Annotated in this window: 20 protein-coding genes; 7 read left to right on the forward strand and 13 right to left on the reverse strand. The window is 71.1% G+C overall.

Features of this window, described 5'->3' with window-relative positions; translation table 11 throughout:
* Positions 1-179: 179 nt before the first annotated feature.
* The 3 genes from HZZ10_RS07820 to HZZ10_RS07830 are packed head-to-tail and all read left to right on the forward strand — an operon-like array spanning position 180 to position 2418.
* Positions 180-854 carry a biotin transporter BioY gene (locus tag HZZ10_RS07820; protein WP_228087254.1) on the forward strand — a complete coding sequence of 225 codons (675 nt, stop codon included), beginning with the start codon at positions 180-182 and terminating at the stop codon, positions 852-854.
* Positions 851-1642, forward strand: a complete 792-nt coding sequence (locus HZZ10_RS07825; RefSeq protein ID WP_179913087.1) for an energy-coupling factor ABC transporter ATP-binding protein — start codon at positions 851-853, stop codon at positions 1640-1642. The genes HZZ10_RS07820 and HZZ10_RS07825 overlap by 4 nt, the downstream gene beginning before the upstream one ends.
* On the forward strand, positions 1639-2418 hold the full coding sequence (locus HZZ10_RS07830; RefSeq protein WP_179913088.1) for an energy-coupling factor transporter transmembrane component T family protein: 780 nt from the start codon (positions 1639-1641) through the stop codon (positions 2416-2418). Before HZZ10_RS07825 ends, HZZ10_RS07830 begins: the two co-directional genes overlap by 4 nt.
* Positions 2419-2474: 56 nt before the next feature.
* Here HZZ10_RS07830 and HZZ10_RS07835 read toward each other — a convergent pair whose 3' ends face one another.
* Complete coding sequence (locus HZZ10_RS07835) at positions 2475-3458, reverse strand: nuclease-related domain-containing protein (RefSeq protein WP_179913089.1); 984 nt, start codon at positions 3456-3458, stop codon at positions 2475-2477.
* Between the two features lie 172 nt (positions 3459-3630).
* Between HZZ10_RS07835 and HZZ10_RS07840 the strand changes: the two genes are divergently transcribed.
* A complete protein-coding gene (locus HZZ10_RS07840) occupies positions 3631-4260 on the forward strand; it encodes a DUF402 domain-containing protein (protein ID WP_179913090.1) in 630 nt (209 codons plus the stop codon).
* 170 nt (positions 4261-4430) lie between these two features.
* Here HZZ10_RS07840 and HZZ10_RS07845 read toward each other — a convergent pair whose 3' ends face one another.
* From HZZ10_RS07845 to HZZ10_RS07880, 8 genes are all read right to left on the reverse strand, one after another.
* Positions 4431-4796 carry a metal-sulfur cluster assembly factor gene (locus HZZ10_RS07845; protein WP_012867177.1) on the reverse strand — a complete coding sequence of 122 codons (366 nt, stop codon included), beginning with the start codon at positions 4794-4796 and terminating at the stop codon, positions 4431-4433.
* 54 nt (positions 4797-4850) lie between these two features.
* A complete protein-coding gene (gene sufU / locus HZZ10_RS07850; RefSeq protein WP_179913091.1) occupies positions 4851-5375 on the reverse strand; it encodes a Fe-S cluster assembly sulfur transfer protein SufU in 525 nt (174 codons plus the stop codon).
* A gap of 13 nt (positions 5376-5388) precedes the next feature.
* Complete coding sequence (locus HZZ10_RS07855) at positions 5389-6696, reverse strand: SufS family cysteine desulfurase (RefSeq protein ID WP_179913092.1); 1308 nt, start codon at positions 6694-6696, stop codon at positions 5389-5391.
* A gap of 104 nt (positions 6697-6800) precedes the next feature.
* Positions 6801-7562, reverse strand: coding sequence for a Fe-S cluster assembly ATPase SufC (gene sufC / locus HZZ10_RS07860; protein WP_056133792.1), 762 nt, complete (start codon positions 7560-7562; stop codon positions 6801-6803).
* 12 nt (positions 7563-7574) lie between these two features.
* Positions 7575-7916 (reverse strand): non-heme iron oxygenase ferredoxin subunit, encoded by a 342-nt coding sequence (locus tag HZZ10_RS07865; protein ID WP_056133796.1) that lies wholly within the window; start codon positions 7914-7916, stop codon positions 7575-7577.
* Positions 7913-9169 (reverse strand): Fe-S cluster assembly protein SufD, encoded by a 1257-nt coding sequence (gene sufD / locus HZZ10_RS07870; RefSeq protein WP_179913093.1) that lies wholly within the window; start codon positions 9167-9169, stop codon positions 7913-7915. The genes HZZ10_RS07865 and sufD overlap by 4 nt, the downstream gene beginning before the upstream one ends.
* The gene (sufB, locus tag HZZ10_RS07875) at positions 9169-10617 is read right to left on the reverse strand and encodes a Fe-S cluster assembly protein SufB (RefSeq protein WP_012867183.1); all 1449 of its coding nucleotides are present in this window, start codon (positions 10615-10617) and stop codon (positions 9169-9171) included. The genes sufD and sufB overlap by 1 nt, the downstream gene beginning before the upstream one ends.
* Entirely contained in the window at positions 10614-11465 is an 852-nt protein-coding gene (locus tag HZZ10_RS07880; protein ID WP_179913094.1) for a helix-turn-helix transcriptional regulator, read from the reverse strand. Before HZZ10_RS07880 ends, sufB begins: the two co-directional genes overlap by 4 nt.
* A 246-nt stretch (positions 11466-11711) precedes the next feature.
* On the opposite strand from HZZ10_RS07880, the gene HZZ10_RS07885 reads away from it, so the two are divergent.
* From HZZ10_RS07885 to HZZ10_RS07895, 3 genes are all read left to right on the forward strand, one after another.
* Positions 11712-12626, forward strand: a complete 915-nt coding sequence (locus HZZ10_RS07885) for an ABC transporter ATP-binding protein (protein ID WP_179913095.1) — start codon at positions 11712-11714, stop codon at positions 12624-12626.
* Complete coding sequence (locus HZZ10_RS07890; protein WP_179913096.1) at positions 12623-13423, forward strand: ABC transporter permease; 801 nt, start codon at positions 12623-12625, stop codon at positions 13421-13423. Before HZZ10_RS07885 ends, HZZ10_RS07890 begins: the two co-directional genes overlap by 4 nt.
* A 96-nt stretch (positions 13424-13519) precedes the next feature.
* On the forward strand, positions 13520-14461 hold the full coding sequence (locus tag HZZ10_RS07895) for a COX15/CtaA family protein (protein ID WP_179913097.1): 942 nt from the start codon (positions 13520-13522) through the stop codon (positions 14459-14461).
* A 102-nt stretch (positions 14462-14563) separates the two neighbouring features.
* Here HZZ10_RS07895 and HZZ10_RS07900 read toward each other — a convergent pair whose 3' ends face one another.
* The 4 genes from HZZ10_RS07900 to pyrG all read right to left on the reverse strand — a co-directional run bounded on the left by HZZ10_RS07900 (position 14564) and on the right by pyrG (position 18468).
* Positions 14564-15478, reverse strand: a complete 915-nt coding sequence (locus HZZ10_RS07900) for a D-hexose-6-phosphate mutarotase (protein ID WP_179913098.1) — start codon at positions 15476-15478, stop codon at positions 14564-14566.
* A 188-nt stretch (positions 15479-15666) separates the two neighbouring features.
* Positions 15667-16095: a ribosomal maturation YjgA family protein gene (locus tag HZZ10_RS07905; protein ID WP_179913099.1), complete on the reverse strand. Its 429-nt coding sequence runs from the start codon at positions 16093-16095 to the stop codon at positions 15667-15669.
* A 38-nt stretch (positions 16096-16133) separates the two neighbouring features.
* On the reverse strand, positions 16134-16790 hold the full coding sequence (locus HZZ10_RS07910) for an NUDIX domain-containing protein (protein WP_179913100.1): 657 nt from the start codon (positions 16788-16790) through the stop codon (positions 16134-16136).
* A gap of 1 nt (position 16791) precedes the next feature.
* Entirely contained in the window at positions 16792-18468 is a 1677-nt protein-coding gene (pyrG, locus tag HZZ10_RS07915; protein ID WP_179913101.1) for a CTP synthase, read from the reverse strand.

The raw sequence follows: 18468 nt of genomic DNA on the forward strand, positions 1-18468 counted from the left end.
CCGATTCTATCGGTGGATAGGCTTCCGAGGGCACCCGATATCGCTGCGGGCCTACCCGCGGAGCCGCTCTGGGGCAGCCGACGGCCACCACGCCCGCTCTCCGCGAGGCTGTGGGCGGATGCTGGGCCAACCGGCGGGCGAGGAGTTCGCTGCATCACACCTGCGACCACGAGGTTCCGATGACCGGCACGACGACAGGTTCGACTGGCTCGACAGACGCCTCAGACCCGATGGGCGCGCAGCCCGCCAGGCTCGGGGAGCGCCGAGACCTCACGAGGTCGACGACAGCGACCGACGTCGCCCTGGTCGCGACCTTCGCGGCCCTGCTCGCGGTCTGCTCGATCCTCCCGGCGATCACCGTCGGCGTGGTCCCGGTGCCGATCACCCTGCAGACCTTCGCGGTGCTGCTGTGCGGCGCGGTCCTGGGACCGTGGCGCGGGCTGCTCGCGGTCCTGCTGTACTTCGCGGTCGGGGTCGCCGGGGTGCCCGTGTTCTCGATGGGGGTCTCGGGCCTCGTCATCTTCACAGGTGTCTCGGCCGGGTACGCCGTCTCCTTCCCGCTCGCCGCGGTGGTCGTCGGGCTGCTGGTGAGGCTGCTGCCCGCGCGGGCCGGTCAGACGCTGCGCAGCGTTCTCGTGATGCTCGCCTGCGCTGTCGCGACGGCTGCCGTGGTCTACCCGCTCGGCATCACCGGGATGATGCGGCGCGCCGACCTCTCCTTCGGTGCCGCCTTCACGGCGAACGCAGCCTTCGTCCCCGCGGACCTCGTCAAGTGCGTCGCCGTCGGTGTCGTCGCGACGGCCGTCCTGCGTGCCTTCCCGACGCTCGCCCCCGTGAGCCGGCGACGCGGGTGATCGAGCTCGACGCGGTCTCGGTCGCCGTCCCCGCGAGCGCGAGCACCCCTGCCGCCTCGCCAGGTGCGGAGCCCGCGAGCGCGCGGCGACGCTGGGGCCGGGCCGACCATGGCCCCCCTGGCGAGATCACGATCCTGCACCCGACGACGCTGTCCCTCACCGAGCGGTCGGTCGCGGTGATCGGGGCGAACGGGTCGGGGAAGTCGACGCTCGCGCGCCTCCTCAACGGGCTGGTCCTGCCGACCCGCGGGTACGTGCGGGTGCACGGGCTCGACACGCACGACGACGGGCGCGCCGTGCGCAGGATGGTCGGCTTCGTGTTCTCCGACGCCGAGGCCCAGCTGGTGATGCCGACCCCCCGTGAAGACGTCGCGCTGTCGGTCCGCCGGACGGGCGTGGAGCGCTCTCTCCGTGCGGAGCGGGTCGAGGAGGTGCTGGGCTCCGTCGGTCTGGCACACCTGGCCGACGTCAGCGTGCACGCGCTCTCCGGCGGTCAGAAGCAGCTGCTCGCCCTGGCCGGGGTGCTCGCGACCGAGCCGCGCGTCCTCGTCTGCGACGAGCCGACCACGCTGCTCGACCTGCGCTGGCGTACCCACGTCACGGCGTTGCTGGGACGCCTCGAGCAGCAGGTGGTCCACGTGACCCACGACCTCGACGCCGCGCTGCTCGCCGACAGGGTGCTGGTCGTCGACCACGGGCGCGTCGTGGCCGACGGCACCCCGGAGACCTCCGTCGCCGCGTACCGCGACCTCATGGCGACCCGGGTCGGAACGACGGACGAGCCATGACGGCGGAGTTCGGGTCTGCGAGGTCTACCTCGGCGCGGTCCCCCTCGGAGCAGTCGGGCTCGGCGCAGCCCCTCTCAGCGCAGTCCCCCTCGACGCCGTCCCCGTCGACACAGCCGCCCCGGCGCCGGCCGGCTCGCGCGCGGTGGACAGGTCCCCTCGGCCTCTACACACCGGGCAGCACCTGGCTGCACAGGCTGAGCCCCGGGTACAAGATCGCCGCTCTCGCCGCGCTCTCGGTCGTCCTGACCGTGTGGCGGACCCCCGCCGTCGGGCTCAGCGCCCTGGGCGTCGCGGTGGTCCTGCTGCTCGCCACGGGCGCTCCCCTGCGCCAGACCTCCCGGGCGCTGCTCCCCGTCGTGGTCGTGGGTGTGGTGCTCGGGGTGTTCCAGTGGTGGTCCCGCGACCTCTCGGCAGCCGTCGCGGTGACCGGGACGCTGCTCGCGCTGGTCGTGCTGGCCACGGTGGTGACGGTGACCTCCCCCGCTGACAGGGTCCTCGACACAGTCGTCAGGGCAGCGGGGCCGCTGCGACGGGTCGGCGTCTCCCCCGAGGTCGTGGGGCTCACCGTCACCCTGATGCTCCGGTCGGTCCCGCTGCTCGTCGAGCTCGCGTGGGAGGTGCGTGACGCCGCCCGCGCTCGTGGGCTCGAACGCTCACCCAGGGCCTACCTCGTCCCCTTCGTGCTGCGGACCGTCGCGCGTGCGCACCGCACGGGCGACGCCCTCGCCGCCCGCGGGATCCTCGACGGCGAGGATCCCGACGAAGAACCTCGCTGACCGTCGGTCAGGGCTGCTCGGTGGTCACGCTGGTCGGCGGTCACGCTGGTCGGCTGTCAGGGCTGCTCGGTGGGCTGCTGGGTCGGGACCTCCGGCACGACCAGCGAGCCGAGGACAGGTCCGACGGTCTCCGCCAACCACGGCAGGCTGTACGGGAGCGAGAGGACCAGGGCGATCCCGAGCGTGAGCCGCAGGAGCAACGGCCCGACCCGCTGACGTTTCCCCCGTCTGGCGCTGGTCGGCGCAGACGTCCGCGTGCGCGGCGGTTGCTGACGCGCGATGCTGGACGCACGTGATCGGCTGGGCGCCCTGCGCGGCGCCCGCGGGGTGGTCACCGTGAAGCCAGCCCTCGCGAGTGTCTGCGTGGCGAGGTCGGCTGATGTCAGCACCGCGGGTGACCTCGGGCCGCCGAGGTCGGACGCGAGGAACCGTGCCACGTCGGCGACCTCGTAGGCCGTCAGGCGCACGGGCAGAGAGACCAGGTGCGCGGCGAGGGATGAGCGTCCGACCACGGTGATCTGCCCGAGGACCACCGGCTCGACGTCTTGCGCGACGAGGCACAGCACTGGGACGACGGCGCTGCGGTGCATCGCCGCGATGCGTGCCGCCACGGCCGAGGTCGCCGTGGCAGCCGAGGTGGTCTCCCGCTCGCGCGAGTAACCGTTCTGCCGCAGCACGCCGTCCCGGACGGCGACGTCGCCCGTCCAGTTCTTCGCGTCGATCACGACGATGCCACCGGGGCCTACGGCGATGTGGTCGATGTTCGCCTTCGGGCGGCCTGGCCAGTGGACGTCGTGGAGCGCGACCCAGCCGTACCGCTCGAGGAACCCGAGGGCCTGCGCGACGAGCCGTTCCCCCTCGGCGCCCTGGGAGTACGTCCGCAGCCGCCTCTCTGCCTGCCGGAGCTGCTCGTCGACCGCTGCGTCGGCGCCGTGGCCCATCGCCTGGTCGTGGCGCAGTCGAGCGGCCCGTCTCGAGGCACGCGAGGCCAGCTCTTCGGCCCCTGCTCCGGGCAGGTTGGTGTCGTGATGTTCCCCCATGACGAGAGCATCGGCAGGCGGCACGCTCGACCTGAGCCTTCCGGCGCAGGTCGCCGGGTGGCGGGGAACGGGGCGCACAGGCGTCGGGGGCACGGGCAGCGCGGGGCCCATCATCAACCCCCGTCAGTGGCACGCAGCACGTCACACCTCCCCCGGCGCATATCCTGCGCTGATGCCCCCGACAGACGACGCGACGCCTCACACCCGCGAGCCGTCCCCGGCCCCGCGACACCCAGACCGTGCTGGCACCGACGTCCGGGCTGACCTAGTCCCGGGGGACCCCGTCCCGGTCCGCTGGACCAAGTGGCCCGGGACCGAGCACTGGGAGCACGAGTGCGTCTGGCTCGGCTCGGACGAGCACGGCGACTGGCTCGGGCAGCGTCCGGGCACGAGATCGTGGCGTCCTGGCCGCAGCTTCGAGGCCGAGACCGCCACCGTCGTGCTCGTCCCGCCCGGCGGAGACTGGGCTGCGACGTTCTACGCTCCGGGCCACGCCGCCGGCCTGGAGGTCTACATCGACCTGGGGCACTCCGTCGGCTGGTCGCCGGACGCTCCGGCGACGGTCGTCGGGATCGACATGGACCTGGACGTCGTCCGCGACCCGGTCCGGGGGACCTGGGTCGACGACGAGGATGAGCTCGAGGCGCACGCGGCGCTGTGGGGCTATCCGCCCGAGGTCGTCACGCATCTCGAGGCCGTCGCGAGCACGCTGCGAGACGAGGTGGAAGAGCACTCCGCTCCCTTCGACGACGCGACCCCGACCCGGTGGTTGACCCTCCTCGGGCGCACGGCGACCGCCTGACCGCAGGCCGCCCTCAGCCCGCCGGTCCGCCAGACCGGCGCTCTGCCAGGCCGCCGGACCGCCGCTCGCCCAGCCCGCCAAGACCCGCGCCCGCGCGAACGAAGGCCCGGCACCCTGATGGGTACCGGGCCTTCAGAGTCAGGCTGCAGGCCGCAGCCGCGTCGCTCGGCTCAGACGTTGAAGCCGAGGGCGCGAAGCTGGTCCTTGCCGTCCTGGGTGATCTTCTCGGGGCCCCACGGCGGCATCCAGACCCAGTTGATCCGGAAGCCGTCGACGAGGCCCTCGAGGGCCTGGCCGGCCTGGTCCTCGATGACGTCGGTCAGGGGGCAAGCCGCTGACGTGAGCGTCATGTCGATGACGGCGTGGTGGTTCTGGTCCAGGGCGATGCCGTAGATCAGGCCGAGGTCGACGACGTTGATGCCGAGCTCGGGGTCGATGACGTCCCGGAGCCCCTCTTCGACGTCGGCGACGTTGACCGGGGCCCCGGCCGTGGCCGGTGCACCCTGCGGGGTGTCGTTCGCGGTGTCGCTGCTCATGTCAGCTGCTCTCCTCGGAAGGTGGGTACGGGTGGGTCGTGCAGACGTTCGTGGTCACACGTGCTCGTGCTCGTGGGTGGTCGACGCTGTGGCGGTCTGTGCATCCTCGAGCACGCCCGAGGTCGCCAGGGTGTCGCGCAGCGCGGACCAGCCGAGCAGGGCGCACTTGATGCGGGCCGGGAACTGCGAGACGCCCGTGAAGGCTGCTGCGTCGCCGAGCTCGTCCTCGCGGGCCTCGTCGAGGCCCTTGCCGCGCGAGCCCATGAGGTCGCGGAACACCGACCCGAGGTGCTCGGTGGTCGCGACGTCCTGGCCGGTGACGAGGTCGGTCAGCACCGACAGCGAGGCCTGCGAGATGCTGCAGCCCTGGCCCTCCCAGCTGATCGACTCGACGACCCTGCGGCCGTCCTCGGTCTCGGTGAACTGGGCACGCAGAGTGACCTCGTCACCGCAGGTCGGGTTCACCTGGTGCGACTCGCTCGCGAAGGCAGCGGTGAGGTCGACCAGACCCCGGCCGTGTGGCTTCTTCGAGTGGTCGAGGATCACCTGCTGGTACAGCTGCTCCATGGGGCTGCTCATGACACACGTCCTCTCATAGTCCGAAGAACGCTCGGACGGTACCCAACGATTCCCGGAAGGCCACGACCTCGTCGACGGTCGTGTAGACCGACGCCGACGCACGGGCCGAGGCCGCGACGCCGAAGCGCCTGTGCAGAGGCTGCGCGCAGTGGTGGCCGACCCGCACGGCGATGCCTGCGTCGTCGAGCACCTGGCCGACGTCGTGGGCGTGGACGCCGTCGACGACGAAGGACACCGCGGCGAGCCTGTCGACGGTGTCGAGGGGACCGAGCACCCGGACGCCCGGGATCTCGGAGATCTTGAGCATCTCGGCGGCGAGCTCGGACTCGTGGGCGGCGACGGCCCCCATGCCGAGGTCACCGAGGTACTGCGCGGCGGCGCCCATGGCGACAGCCTGGGCGACCATCATGGTGCCGGCCTCGAAGCGCTGCGGCGGCGGCGCGTAGGTGGTCTCGGTCATCGTGACGACCTCGACCATCGATCCACCCGTGGTGACGGGCGGCATGTCGGCCAGCAGCTCGCGGCGGCCGTAGAGCGCACCGACCCCTGTCGGCCCGAGCATCTTGTGCCCGGAGAAGGCCGCGAAGTCCACGCCGAGGGCGTGGAGGTCCACGGGCAGGTTCGGGACGCTCTGGCAGGCGTCGAGGACCGTCAGGGCCCCGACCTCCCGGGCCCGCGCCACGAAGGCGGAGACGTCCGTGATCGCACCGGTGACGTTCGAGGCGTGCGTGAAGGCCAGCACCCGGGTGCGGTCGGTGACCACCGTCGCGAGCTGGTCCAGGCGCAGACGGCCGTCGTCGTCGACCTCGATCCAGCGGACCACGGCGCCCGTACGGGCGGCGAGCTCCTGCCACGGCACGAGGTTCGCGTGGTGCTCGGACTCCGTCACGACGATCTCGTCGCCCGGGGCGAGCGCGAAGCGGCGTGCGGCCGCTCCCCCGCGCTCAGCGGTCGCGTTGGAGATCGCGTAGGCGACGAGGTTGATCGCGGCCGTCGCGTTGGACGTCCACACGATCTCGTCCTCGTCGACCCCGACGAAGCCGGCGACCTGAGCGCGGGCTTCCTCGAAGGCCAGCGTCGCCTCTTCGGCGAGCTGGTGGGCTCCGCGGTGCACGGCGGCGTTGCGCTGGAGGTAGAAGTCCTGCTCGGCGTCGAGCACCGGGTCGGGCTTCTGGGACGTCGCCCCCGAGTCGAGGTAGACGAGCGGACGACCACCGCGGAGCGTGCGGCTCAGCAGCGGGAAGTCAGCACGGACAGCGGCCAGCTCGGCAGCGGTCAGCGACGCGTGGGTGGTGGCACCCGACAGGTCTGTCGCGGTCATGGTCCCTCGATTCGGTCGTGGTGGTGGGCTGCGCCGTGCAGCCCGCCACGGGGCTCGTCGGGCGACCCCGCAGGGTCGCCCGACGACATCGGGTCAGAGGAGGGTCAGGCCGTCGCGCTCGTGAGGAAGCGGTCGTAGCCCTCGTTCTCGAGGCGGTCGGCGAGCTCGGGGCCGCCCTCTTCGGCGATGCGTCCGTCGACGAACACGTGGACGAAGTCCGGCGTGATGTAGCGCAGGATGCGGGTGTAGTGCGTGATGAGCAGGAACCCGGTGTCGGTGTTCCCCTTCACGCGGTTGACACCCTCGGAGACGATGCGCAGCGCGTCGACGTCGAGGCCGGAGTCGGTCTCGTCGAGGATCGCGAACTTCGGCTTGAGGAGCTCCATCTGCAGGATCTCGTGGCGCTTCTTCTCACCGCCGGAGAAGCCCTCGTTGACGTTGCGCTCGGCGAAGGCGGGGTCCATGCGCAGGGCCTCCATCGCACCCTTGACGTCCTTGATCCACGTGCGGAGCGCGGGCGCCTCGCCGTCGATCGCGGTCTTCGCGGTCCGCAGGAAGTTCGACACCGAGACACCGGGGACCTCGACGGGGTACTGCATGGCCAGGAAGAGGCCGGCACGGGCGCGCTCGTCGACGCTCATCGCGAGGACGTCGTGGCCGTCGAGCGAGACGGAACCGGAGGTCACCTGGTACTTGGGGTGGCCCGCGAGGGAGTAGGCGAGGGTCGACTTGCCGGAGCCGTTGGGGCCCATGATGGCGTGCGTCTTGCCGGAGTCGATCGTGAGGTCGACACCGCGCAGGATCGGCTTGGGGCCTTCCTTGGTCTCGACGCTGACGTGCAGGTCCTTGATCTCGAGCGTTGACATGTTCGGGTTCTCCTAGGAAAAGGTCAGGGGTGCGTCGACGTCGACGAGCACACGCTCGCCGTCGATCGTCACGGGGTACACGGGCACGGGGCGGGTGGCGGGCAGCGCGGTCGGAGCACCGGTCCGCAGGTCGAAGGTCGACCCGTGGAGCCAGCACTCGATGAGGCAGCCCTCGACCTCGCCGTCGGACAGCGACACAGCTCCGTGGGAGCAGATGTCCGAGATGGCGTGGAGCTCTCCGTCAGAGTCGCGGACGATCGCGACGTCGACGGTGCCGGACGCCCCCTCGAGCTCGACCTTGAGGGCCGACTCGGGGGGCACGTCCTGGCTCAGGCAGGCGAGCTGGGCGCTCATGCGCCCACCGTCGGCTGTCCGCCCTCGATCACGCTCATCGACTTCGACAGCTCGGCCTCGATCGAGTCGAGCAGACGCTGCTCGACCGACTCGACACCGATCGCCTGGATGAGCTCGGCGAAGAAGCCGCGCACCACGAGACGACGCGCGTCGGCCTCGGGGATGCCACGAGCCTGCAGGTAGAACAGCTGCTCGTCGTCGAAGCGGCCCGTGGCGCTCGCGTGGCCGGCACCCTCGATGAGACCTGTCTCGATCTCGAGGTTGGGGACCGAGTCGGCGCGTGCACCGTCGGAGAGCACGAGGTTGCGGTTGAGCTCGTAGGTGTCGGTGCCCTCGGCCTCGGCACGGATGAGCACGTCGCCCACCCACACCGTGTGGGCACCGGCGCCCTGCAGCGCACCCTTGTAGGTGACCCGCGACTTGCAGCTCGGGACCGCGTGGTCCACGAACAGGCGGTGCTCCTGGTGCTGGTCGGCGTCGGCGAAGTACAGGCCGACCATCTCGACCTCGCCGCCCTCGGCCGTGAACTCGGCGTCGGGGGTGACCCTGACGACGTCGCCGCCGAAGGTCACGACGATGTGCTTGACCTTGGCGTCGCGGCCCAGACGGATGCGGTGCGACGACGCGTGCACAGCGCCCTCGGACCAGTCCTGGACGCTCACGAGCGTGAGGTGCGCGCCGTCGTCGACGACGACCTCGACGGTCTCGGTCAGCGTCGCGCGGCCGATGTGGTCGAGGACGACCACGGACTCGCTGAGCGCTCCGGCGTGCACGAGCAGGTGGCTCGCGCTCGGGGTGTCGTCGATGCCCTCGACGCGGATCGAGGTGACCTCGGAGACGACGGCCTGTGCCGGGATCGACACGACCGTGGCCTCCTCGACCGAGGCCCAGGCGGTGACCGCGGTGCGGTCGCCCGGGACCCCGGCACGGCCGAGACGCTCGTCGTCACGCGGGACGATCTGCACCTCGACCTCGGGGGCCTCGACGACGGTCGTGCGGACGCCGCGCGAGCTCAGGCCGGTCTCGAACAGGGGCGCGAGACGGGAGACCGGCGAGAAGCGCCACTCCTCCTCGCGGCCCGTCGGGACCGTGATGACCTCGGGGTCGAAGGACGTCACGCGCTCGGCGCGCGAGCCCTGCGGTGTGCCGCCGACCCCGTGCGTGTGCGCGCCCTCGACGGCGGCACGGCTGTGGTCCGTGCTCAGGCCGGCGACCGTGGCGTCGGGGGTGGTGGACTCTGTCTGGGTGGTCATCAGCCGACGGACCCTTCCATCTGCAGCTCGATGAGGCGGTTGAGCTCGAGGGCGTACTCCATGGGGAGCTCGCGCGCGATGGGCTCGACGAACCCGCGCACGATCATCGCCATGGCCTCGGTCTCGGCCATGCCTCGGGACATGAGGTAGAACAGCTGGTCCTCGCTCACCCGCGAGACCGTGGCCTCATGACCCATCGACACGTCGTCCTCGCGGACGTCGACGTAGGGGTAGGTGTCAGAGCGGGAGATCTGGTCGACGAGCAGCGCGTCGCACAGGACCGTCGAGGCCGAGTGCTCGGCACCCTCGAGGACCTGGACCAGACCGCGGTACGAGGTCCGGCCGCCACCGCGGGCGACAGACTTCGAGACGATCGAGGAGGAGGTGTGGGGGGCGGCGTGCACCATCTTGGCGCCGGCGTCCTGGTGCTGACCCTCACCCGCGAAGGCGATGGACAGCGTCTCGCCACGGGCGTGCTCGCCCATGAGGTAGATGGCCGGGTACTTCATGGTCACCTTGGAGCCGATGTTGCCGTCGACCCACTCCATGGTCGCGCCCTCGGCGGCCGTGGCGCGCTTGGTCACGAGGTTGTACACGTTGTTCGACCAGTTCTGGATGGTCGTGTAGCGCACGCGGGCGTTCTTCTTGACGATGATCTCGACCACGGCCGAGTGCAGCGAGTCCGACTTGTAGATCGGCGCCGTGCAGCCCTCGACGTAGTGCACGTAGGAGCCCTCGTCGGCGATGATCAGCGTCCGCTCGAACTGACCCATGTTCTCGGTGTTGATGCGGAAGTACGCCTGGAGCGGGATCTCGACGTGGACGCCCGGGGGGACGTAGACGAAGGAGCCGCCGGACCAGACCGCGGTGTTGAGCGCGGCGAACTTGTTGTCGCCCGCGGGGATGACCGAGCCGAAGTACTGCTCGAAGATCTCCGGGTGCTCGCGCAGACCGGTGTCGGTGTCGAGGAAGATGACGCCCTGCTCCTCCAGGTCCTCGCGGATCTGGTGGTAGACGACCTCGGACTCGTACTGGGCCGCGACACCGGAGACGAGGCGCTGCTTCTCAGCCTCGGGGATGCCGAGCTTGTCGTACGTCGCCTTGATGTCGGCCGGCAGGTCTTCCCAGCTGGTGGCCTGCTTCTCGGTCGAGCGGACGAAGTACTTGATGTTGTCGAAGTCGATGCCCGACAGGTCGGAACCCCAGTTCGGCATGGGCTTCTTCTCGAAGAGCTTGAGCGACTTGAGACGGAGCTTGAGCATCCACTCGGGCTCGTTCTTCAGCGCGGAGATGTTGCGGACGACGTCTTCGTCCACGCCGCGGCGGGCGAGTGCGCCGGCGGCGTCGGAGTCGTGCCAGCCGTAGCCGTACGACCCGATCGAGGCGATGATCTCCTCGTCGCTCTGCGTCTGCGGAGCGTTCGCGGTGTCTTGCGTGGGGGCGCTCATCTTGTTCCTTCCATGGGCCGTCGGATCACGGTGGGTTCGGGGGTGTCGGAGAAGTCTTCGGTGCCGGCTGGGCCAGCAGCGTCGGTGCCCGTGCGGCCCGGTGGTTCGGGGACCCCGGGCCGGGCGGATCTCGTCCGCGGCATCGGCACGTGCACGGGCACGTTGGTCGTGCAGACGTGACCGCCGTTGGCGAGGGTCACGAGGCGCTGGGTGTGCGAGCCCAGGAGGCGCGAGAAGACCTGCGCCTCGGCGTCGCACAGCTGGGGGAACTGGGCCGCGACGTGCGCGACAGGGCAGTGCCCCTGGCAGAGCTGGACCGTCGAGGTGCCCTCGACGGGGCGGACCGACGCTGCGAAGCCGTCGGCCGAGAGCGCGTCCGCGAGCTGGCGGACCCGGCCGTCGACGTCGTCGGCCGTCACGACAGCGGAGTAGCGCTCCTCGAGCTCGAGCATCCGGGCCTGGGCGAACTCCTCGACAGCGCCGTCCCCGGCGATCTCTGCGAGGAACCGCAGGGCCTGGCTCGCGATGTCGGGGTACTCCCCCGAGATCTCGGCGTGGGCGCGGTCGGTCGCGACGTAGGAACGCGCGGGGCGTCCACGCCCACCTGTCGGACGACCGACGTGGACCGCGACCAGGCCGTCGTCCTCGAGGCAGCCCAGGTGGCGGCGGATGCCGGCTGCGCTGAGGTCGAGCATGCGGGCGAGGGCTGCGGCGGTCACCGGCCCGTCGGAGAGGACGTGCTGGAGGACCCGGGCCCGGGTGGTCGACTCGTGGTCGACACCCTCGGCGGGACGGGGCGCGGCGAGACGGGCGGACGTGGCGTGCGGCGCGCGGGGCGTGATGGTCATGCTCGTCCTCCTCGTGCTCTCGTCGGTGCTGGGTCGGCCTGTCGTGACGACTGGTCGTGGTTCCTGCGACGGGTGTCGAGCAGGGGCGCGTCAGCTCGCGCACTTTAGACAACATACTTATGGGCTAAATGCATTCCCGCAAGCAAGGAGAGCCTCACCTGGGCCGATGCAGCCGTGACGGCGAGCACACCTGCACCGCACGCAGACGCCGGTCGCTGCCACCGGCGCCCACTAGACTCATCGATCGTGCCCTCCAACCCCGCAGTCGAGATCACCGGCCTCGTCAAGAGGTACGACGGCCGAGAGATCGTCCGCAGCCTCGACCTCACCGCCCACCACGGCCAGGTGACCGCCGTGCTCGGTCCCAACGGCGCCGGCAAGACGACGACGATCGAGTGCTGCGAGGGACTGCGCCTGCCCGACGCCGGCACCGTGCGCGTCCTCGGCCTCGACCCTGTCGCCGACAGCCACGAGCTGCGGCCCCGGGTGGGGGTCATGCTCCAGGACGGCGGTCTGCCGACCTCGGTCCGTGCCCTCGAGATGCTCCGGCACGTCTCCGCGATGTACGCCGAGCCCTGGGACGTCGACGACCTCGTCGAACGCCTCGGGCTGGCCAGCTTCGCCACGACCACCGTGCGACGCCTCTCGGGCGGTCAGCGCCAGCGGCTGGCCCTCGCGGCTGCGCTCGTCGGCCGACCCGAGCTCGTGTTCCTCGACGAGCCGAGCGCCGGCATGGACCCGCAGAGCCGGCACGCCGTCTGGGAGCTCGTCCGCGCGCTGCGCGACCAGGGCGTGAGCATCGTCCTCACCACGCACCTCATGGACGAGGCCGAAGAGCTCGCCGACCGTGTCGTGATCGTGGACCACGGGCAGGTGATCGCCGAGGGTGCCCCCGCCGAGCTCGTCACCGGTTCCGGCGGCGGTCTCACCTTCGCCACGACGGCCGGGCTCGAGACGCTCTCGCTCGCGAGCGCCCTCGGGGCCGGCGTGCGCGAGACAGCACCCGGCAGCTACGCGGTCTCCGGCGCGGTCACCCCCGCGACCCTCGTCTCCCTGACCCGTTGGTGCGCCGACAGGTCTCACCTGCTCACCCGCGTCTCGACAGGGCGCCGCACGCTCGAAGACGTGTTCCTCGACCTCACCGGACGGAGCCTGCGATGAGCACGACACCCCAGGACGCGGCCGTGCGCCCCGTCCCCGCACCGAGCACCGCCGGAGCGGCGTCGGTCGGTCGGCGCCTCGTCGCGCAGTCGACCTTCGAGGCCCGCGCGATCCTGCGCAACGGCGAACAGCTCATGGTGACGATCCTGCTGCCTGTCATGGCGCTGATCGGCCTCACCCAGACCTCGATCGTCGAGATCGACACCGGCGACGCGTCGCGCATCGACTTCATGACGCCAGGTGTCATCGCGCTCGCCGTGATGAGCGCCGCCTTCACCTCGCAGTCCATCGCGACCGCCTTCGACCGCCGCAACGGCGTGCTGCGCCTCATGGCCACCACACCGCTCGGGCGCGGCGGCCTCCTCACCTCGAAGATCGTCGGCGTCCTCGCTGTCGAGGCCGTCCAGATCGCCGTGATCAGCGTGGTCGCGGTGGTGCTGGGCTGGCGGCCTGACCCTGCTGGCATCCCGCTCGCGCTCGTCGCCGTGCTGCTCGGGACGGCGGCCTTCACCTCGCTCGCGCTGCTGCTCGCCGGGACGCTGCGTGCTGAGGGGGTGCTCGCGGTCGCCAACATCGTCCTCGTGCTGCTCGTCGTCCTCGGGGCCGTCCTCACCTCGGCCGACCAGCTCCCCGGGACGCTGCGCCACGTGGCGCTCCTCCTCCCGTCGGGGGCCCTGGGCGAAGCCGTGCGCGGGGCCTTCCTGGACGGCTCGATCCCTGCCTTCTCGATCGTCGTGCTCTTCGGCTGGACCGCGGCGCTCGGCTGGGGCGCTGGGAAGCTGTTCCGCTGGAGCTGAGCGACCTCGAGCCCGGGCCCGGGCCCGGGCCGATCTCACACCTGTGAGGACGCCCGGGATTCTGGTGCACGGGCCCGCCACCGCTACCTTTGACTGGTGACCACCCAGACCCCGCAGGACGCCCCCACCACCCCCGGGACCGTCGGGCGCTGGCTCGACTCGGCCCGTCGGTTCACGACCCCGGCCCTCGTCGCCAACCTCGTCGCCCAGATCGTCATCGTCGGGACCGGTGGAGCCGTGCGGCTCACGGGGTCCGGGCTGGGCTGCTCCACCTGGCCGCTGTGCGAGCCCGGGGAGTTCACGCCGTCCTTCCACGAGGCCACGTCGCTGCACCCCTTCATCGAGTTCGGCAACAGGACGCTCACCGGCGTGCTCGGGGTCATCGCGATCGTCGTGGCCGTGCTCGTCTGGAGCGCCCGCGACAGGTCGACCTCGTACAGGGTCCTGGGTCTCGTCCCGCTCTTCGGGGTCGTCTTCCAGGCGGTCCTCGGTGGCATCACTGTGCTGGTGGACCTCCACCCTGCCGTGGTCGGCAGCCACCTGCTCATCTCGATGGTCCTCATCGCGGCCTCGGCCGTGCTGCTCGACCGCAGCCGAGAGGGCGACGGAGCGCCCGTGCCGCTGGTCTCGGCCAAGACCCGCATCGTCTCGTGGGTGCTCATGGTCGCGCTCGTCCCGGTGCTGGTGCTCGGTGTGGTGGTCACCGGCGCCGGACCGCACTCGGGCGACTCCGAGGTCGGCTACCGCTTCGCCGTCGACCCTGCGCACATCACCCAGTTCCACTCGGCGTCGGTCTGGGTGTTCACGGCGCTGCTCGTCACGCTGCTCGTGATGGTCTACCGCACCAGCCCGCGCGTCGACCGTGCGCGTCAGGCTGTCGTGCTGCTGCTCGTCGTCACGCTCGCACAGGGGCTCATCGGGTACGTCCAGTACTTCACGGGACTTCCCGAGGTCCTCGTCGCCGCGCACATGATCGGCGCAGCGATGCTCACCGCTGGTGCCGCCCGCGTGCCGCTCGCACTGCGCCGCCGGGCCTGACACCTACGTCACGGTCCGGCGAAAGCCTGAGCCCGCGGGGGCCGCACCCGTTCGAGCTGCGGGTGCGGCCGCCCGAGAGCGCCCGGGTGAGCGCTGCCGACCTCAGGCGTCGCGGCTGACCGTGTACGTCGACCCCAGGGAGTGCGACTCCCCGGGCGCGAGGGTCAGCGCAGCGTCGCCGACGTTGCAGGTCTCGACGCAGACCATCTGACGCCACTCCCCTGCTGCGATGTCGGCCACCCGTCCGGCGACCTCGGCTCCAGGGGACCAGACGACCGTCGACGCCGAACCGGTCTTGGTCACGACGAGGGTCCGCTCGCCGTCGTCGACGCTCACTGGCGTCGTGGTGCCGAGGTAGACCCTGTCGACCTGCCCGCTCGGGACGAGCGGGACACCGGCCGCTGGACGTCGCGCATCGGCAGGGGACGCCGCAGCCTTGTCGTGGTAGCCCGCGTCCTCGAGCCCGGAGACCGTCGTCGACTCGACGTCGCGGAGCTGCAGATAGGTGTGCTGGGCCTCTTCGAAGGCCACCGGGGTCTCCCCCGTGCAGGTGACCGTGAGGACGACGGTCAACGACCTGCCGACGCGGACCTCGTAGTCCGCCTGCAGGCCCTCGAAGTCAGCGACCGCGTGGTCGGCTGGCACGGAGAGACGGAAGGTCAGGACGGTGCCCTCGTCGTCGTCCGACGCAGCTGTGAGAGTCCACGGGACGAGTCTGGCGTAGCCGTGCGACGGTGCCTCGGGGTCGCCGGCCCGCGGGCCGAACCACGGGAAGCACAGCGGGATCCCGCCGCGGATCGGCACGCCGGGCGCAAAGCTGCTCGCCGAGCTCAGCCACAGGACGGGGTCTTCGCCCGTCGGCGTCCACCCCGTCACGTGGGCACCCTGCAGGTAGACCTCGGCCGAGCCGTGGGCGTTGGTGACCGACAGGACGTCGAGACCGCTGTCCGTCCTGCTCGCCGTCACGGTCGAGGGAAGAGTCAGGGGCGGCGCGGGTGCTGGGCCGTCTACGGTCATGTCTGTCTCCTGAGGCTGTCGGGGCCGAGGCGCACCTCGGGGCGTCCTTCACCCTATCGCCGCAGGTGACAGACCGGACAGGACCAACGGACGCGAGCACGTCGACGTGCCCAGTGGTCGCTCGCGAGGGCGGGGGCACTGGACGGTCAGGGGCGCACCCCGCGGAGGACCGGTTGCAGGATCCGTCCCTACGCCCGACCACCGCGACGCAGGCCGTCGACCTCCGCGGCCGACCGTGCGTGCCTGTACCTCGAGACGACCAGGTCGACACCCGAGGCGAGCAGGACACCCACGGCGTAGAGCACCAGGTCGGTCCAGACGAAGGACGTGCCGAGCACGTACCGTACCGGCCACCACGCGTCGGCGAGGGCAACGGGGATGCTGGTGAGCTGCGCGGCCTCGACCAGCCAGCACACGGCGACGGCCGTCCCGGCTGCGACAGCAGGACGCCACCGCGGGGCCAGGGCGACGACGAGCGCGTAGACCAGCACGGCGTAGAGGACGTCACCCGCCGCCGACGCGGCGGCGCCAAGACCCACAGTGCGCACTCCGAGACCGGCCGCTACGACGAGCGGGACCGCGACGACGGCCGACAGACGGCGCCCAGCACCCCTCACGAGAGCTCGACTGCCACGAGAGGCGCCGACGGCACGGGTCAGGCCTGCTGACGACGCTCGGGCCAGGGAGCGTCCGCCGGACGCAGGCTGGTCCAGCCACCCGCGCGCGACGTGATGGCCGCGAGCACACCGACGACCGCCGACGGGTTGTGCACGTCGCCGCGCAGCACAGCCGCTGCGGCGTCGTCGAGGGAGACCCAGCGGAGCTCGATGTCCCGCTCTTCGTCCTCGCGGACGTGCCGCTGGTCGTCGGGGACCGGTGAGAGGTCGCGGGCGAGGAACACGCGAAGCGCCTCGTTGTTGCCGCCGGGGGTCGTGTAGTAGTCCACGAGCGTGTGCCAGGTGCTGGCCACGAGGTCAGCCTCTTCGGCGAGCTCGCGGGCGGCGCCGACCTGGGCGGGCTCGCCGGCGACGTCGAGCAGACCCGCGGGGGGCTCCCACAGCTCACGGCGCACGGGGTGGCGGTACTGCTTGAGCAGCAGCACGCGGTCGTCCTCGTCGAGGACGATCACGGCGACAGCACCCGGGTGGTCGACGTACTCGCGGTGCACGACCGTGTGGTCGAGATCGACCTCGTCACGGACGAGGTCGAAGATGCGTCCCTCGACGAGGACCTCGTGACCGAGGACCTGCCGGGGTGCGAGCACGTCGACGACAGCCTCCTGGCTGCCGGACACCTGGGTGCCGTCGCTCATGTCAGACGCCCTGACGGTCGAGGGCAGCCCGGACCAGACCGGCGAACAGCGGGTGCGCGCGGGTCGGGCGGGACTTGAACTCGGGGTGCGCCTGGGTCGAGATGTAGAACGGGTGCACGTCCTTGGTCAGCTCGACGAACTCGACGAGCGTGCCGTCGGGCGACGTACCGGAGAACACGAGACCGGCCTCTTCGAGCTGTGCGCGGTAGGCGTTGTTGACCTCGTAGCGGTGACGGTGACGCTCGGAGACGAGCTCCGTGCCGTAGACGCCGGCCGCGACAGAGCCCGGGGCGAGGGCTGCGTCGTAGGCACCCAGGCGCATGGTGCCGCCGAGGTCGCCTGCGCCGTCGACGAAGCTCTGCTGCTCAGCCATCGTCGCGATCACCGGGTGCGGGGTCTGCGGGTCGAACTCCGAGGACGAGGCGCCCTCGAGACCGACCACGTTGCGGGCGTACTCCATGACCATCGACTGCAGGCCGAGGCAGATGCCGAGGGTCGGCACCCCGCCCTCGCGGGCCCAGCGCAGCGCGCCGAGCTTGCCCTCGATGCCGCGCACCCCGAATCCACCAGGGACGAGGACGGCGTCGACGCCCTCGAGGGAGGCCTGCGCCCCCTCGGGGGTCTGGCACTCGTCGGAGGGCACCCAGCGGATGACCACCTTGGTGTCGTTGGCAAAACCACCGGCACGCAGCGCCTCGGTCACCGAGAGGTACGCGTCGGGCAGGTCGATGTACTTGCCGACGAGCGCGATCTCGACGCGGTGCGCGGGCTCGTGAACACGCTCGAGGAGCTGCGACCAGCCGTCCCAGTCCACGTCGTGGAAGGGCAGGCCGAGACGGCGCACGACGTAGGCGTCGAGGCCCTCGGAGTGGATGACGCGCGGGATGTCGTAGATGCTCGGCGCGTCCATGCAGTTGATGACGGCCTCGTTGTCGACGTCGCAGAACAGCGCGATCTTGCGCTTGGTGCCCTCGGGGACCTCGCGGTCCGAGCGGAGCACGATCGCGTCAGGCTGGATGCCGATGCTGCGCAGTGCAGCGACCGAGTGCTGGGTCGGCTTCGTCTTGAGCTCTCCGCTCGGGCCGATGTACGGCACGAGGGAGACGTGGAGGAAGAACACGTCGTCGCGGCCGAGCTCGTGGCGCACCTGGCGGGCTGCCTCGAGGAAGGGCTGGGACTCGATGTCGCCGACGGTGCCGCCGATCTCGGTGATGATCACGTCGACGTCGTTGCTCGCCTGCGCCCGCATGCGGCTCTTGATCTCGTCGGTGATGTGCGGGATCACCTGGACGGTGTCGCCGAGGTACTCGCCGCGTCGCTCCTTGGCGATCACCTGCGAGTAGACCTGACCCGTCGTGACGTTCGCGGCCGCCTCGAGGTCGACGTCGAGGAACCGCTCGTAGTGACCGATGTCGAGGTCCGTCTCGGCGCCGTCCTCGGTGACGAAGACCTCGCCGTGCTGGAACGGGTTCATGGTGCCCGGATCCACGTTGAGATAGGGATCGAGCTTCTGCATGGTGACTCGGAGCCCGCGGGCCCGGAGCAGTCGACCGAGGCTCGACGCGGTCAATCCCTTACCCAGGGAGGAGGCGACACCCCCGGTCACGAAGATGTGCCGTGTCGTCGATTCCGACCGGACTCGGTTGCTGGACTGGAGCCTGTTCACATGGTCTGCCAC

The sequence above is a fragment of the Sanguibacter inulinus genome, from assembly GCF_013415325.1.
Lineage (GTDB): Bacteria > Actinomycetota > Actinomycetes > Actinomycetales > Cellulomonadaceae > Sanguibacter > Sanguibacter inulinus.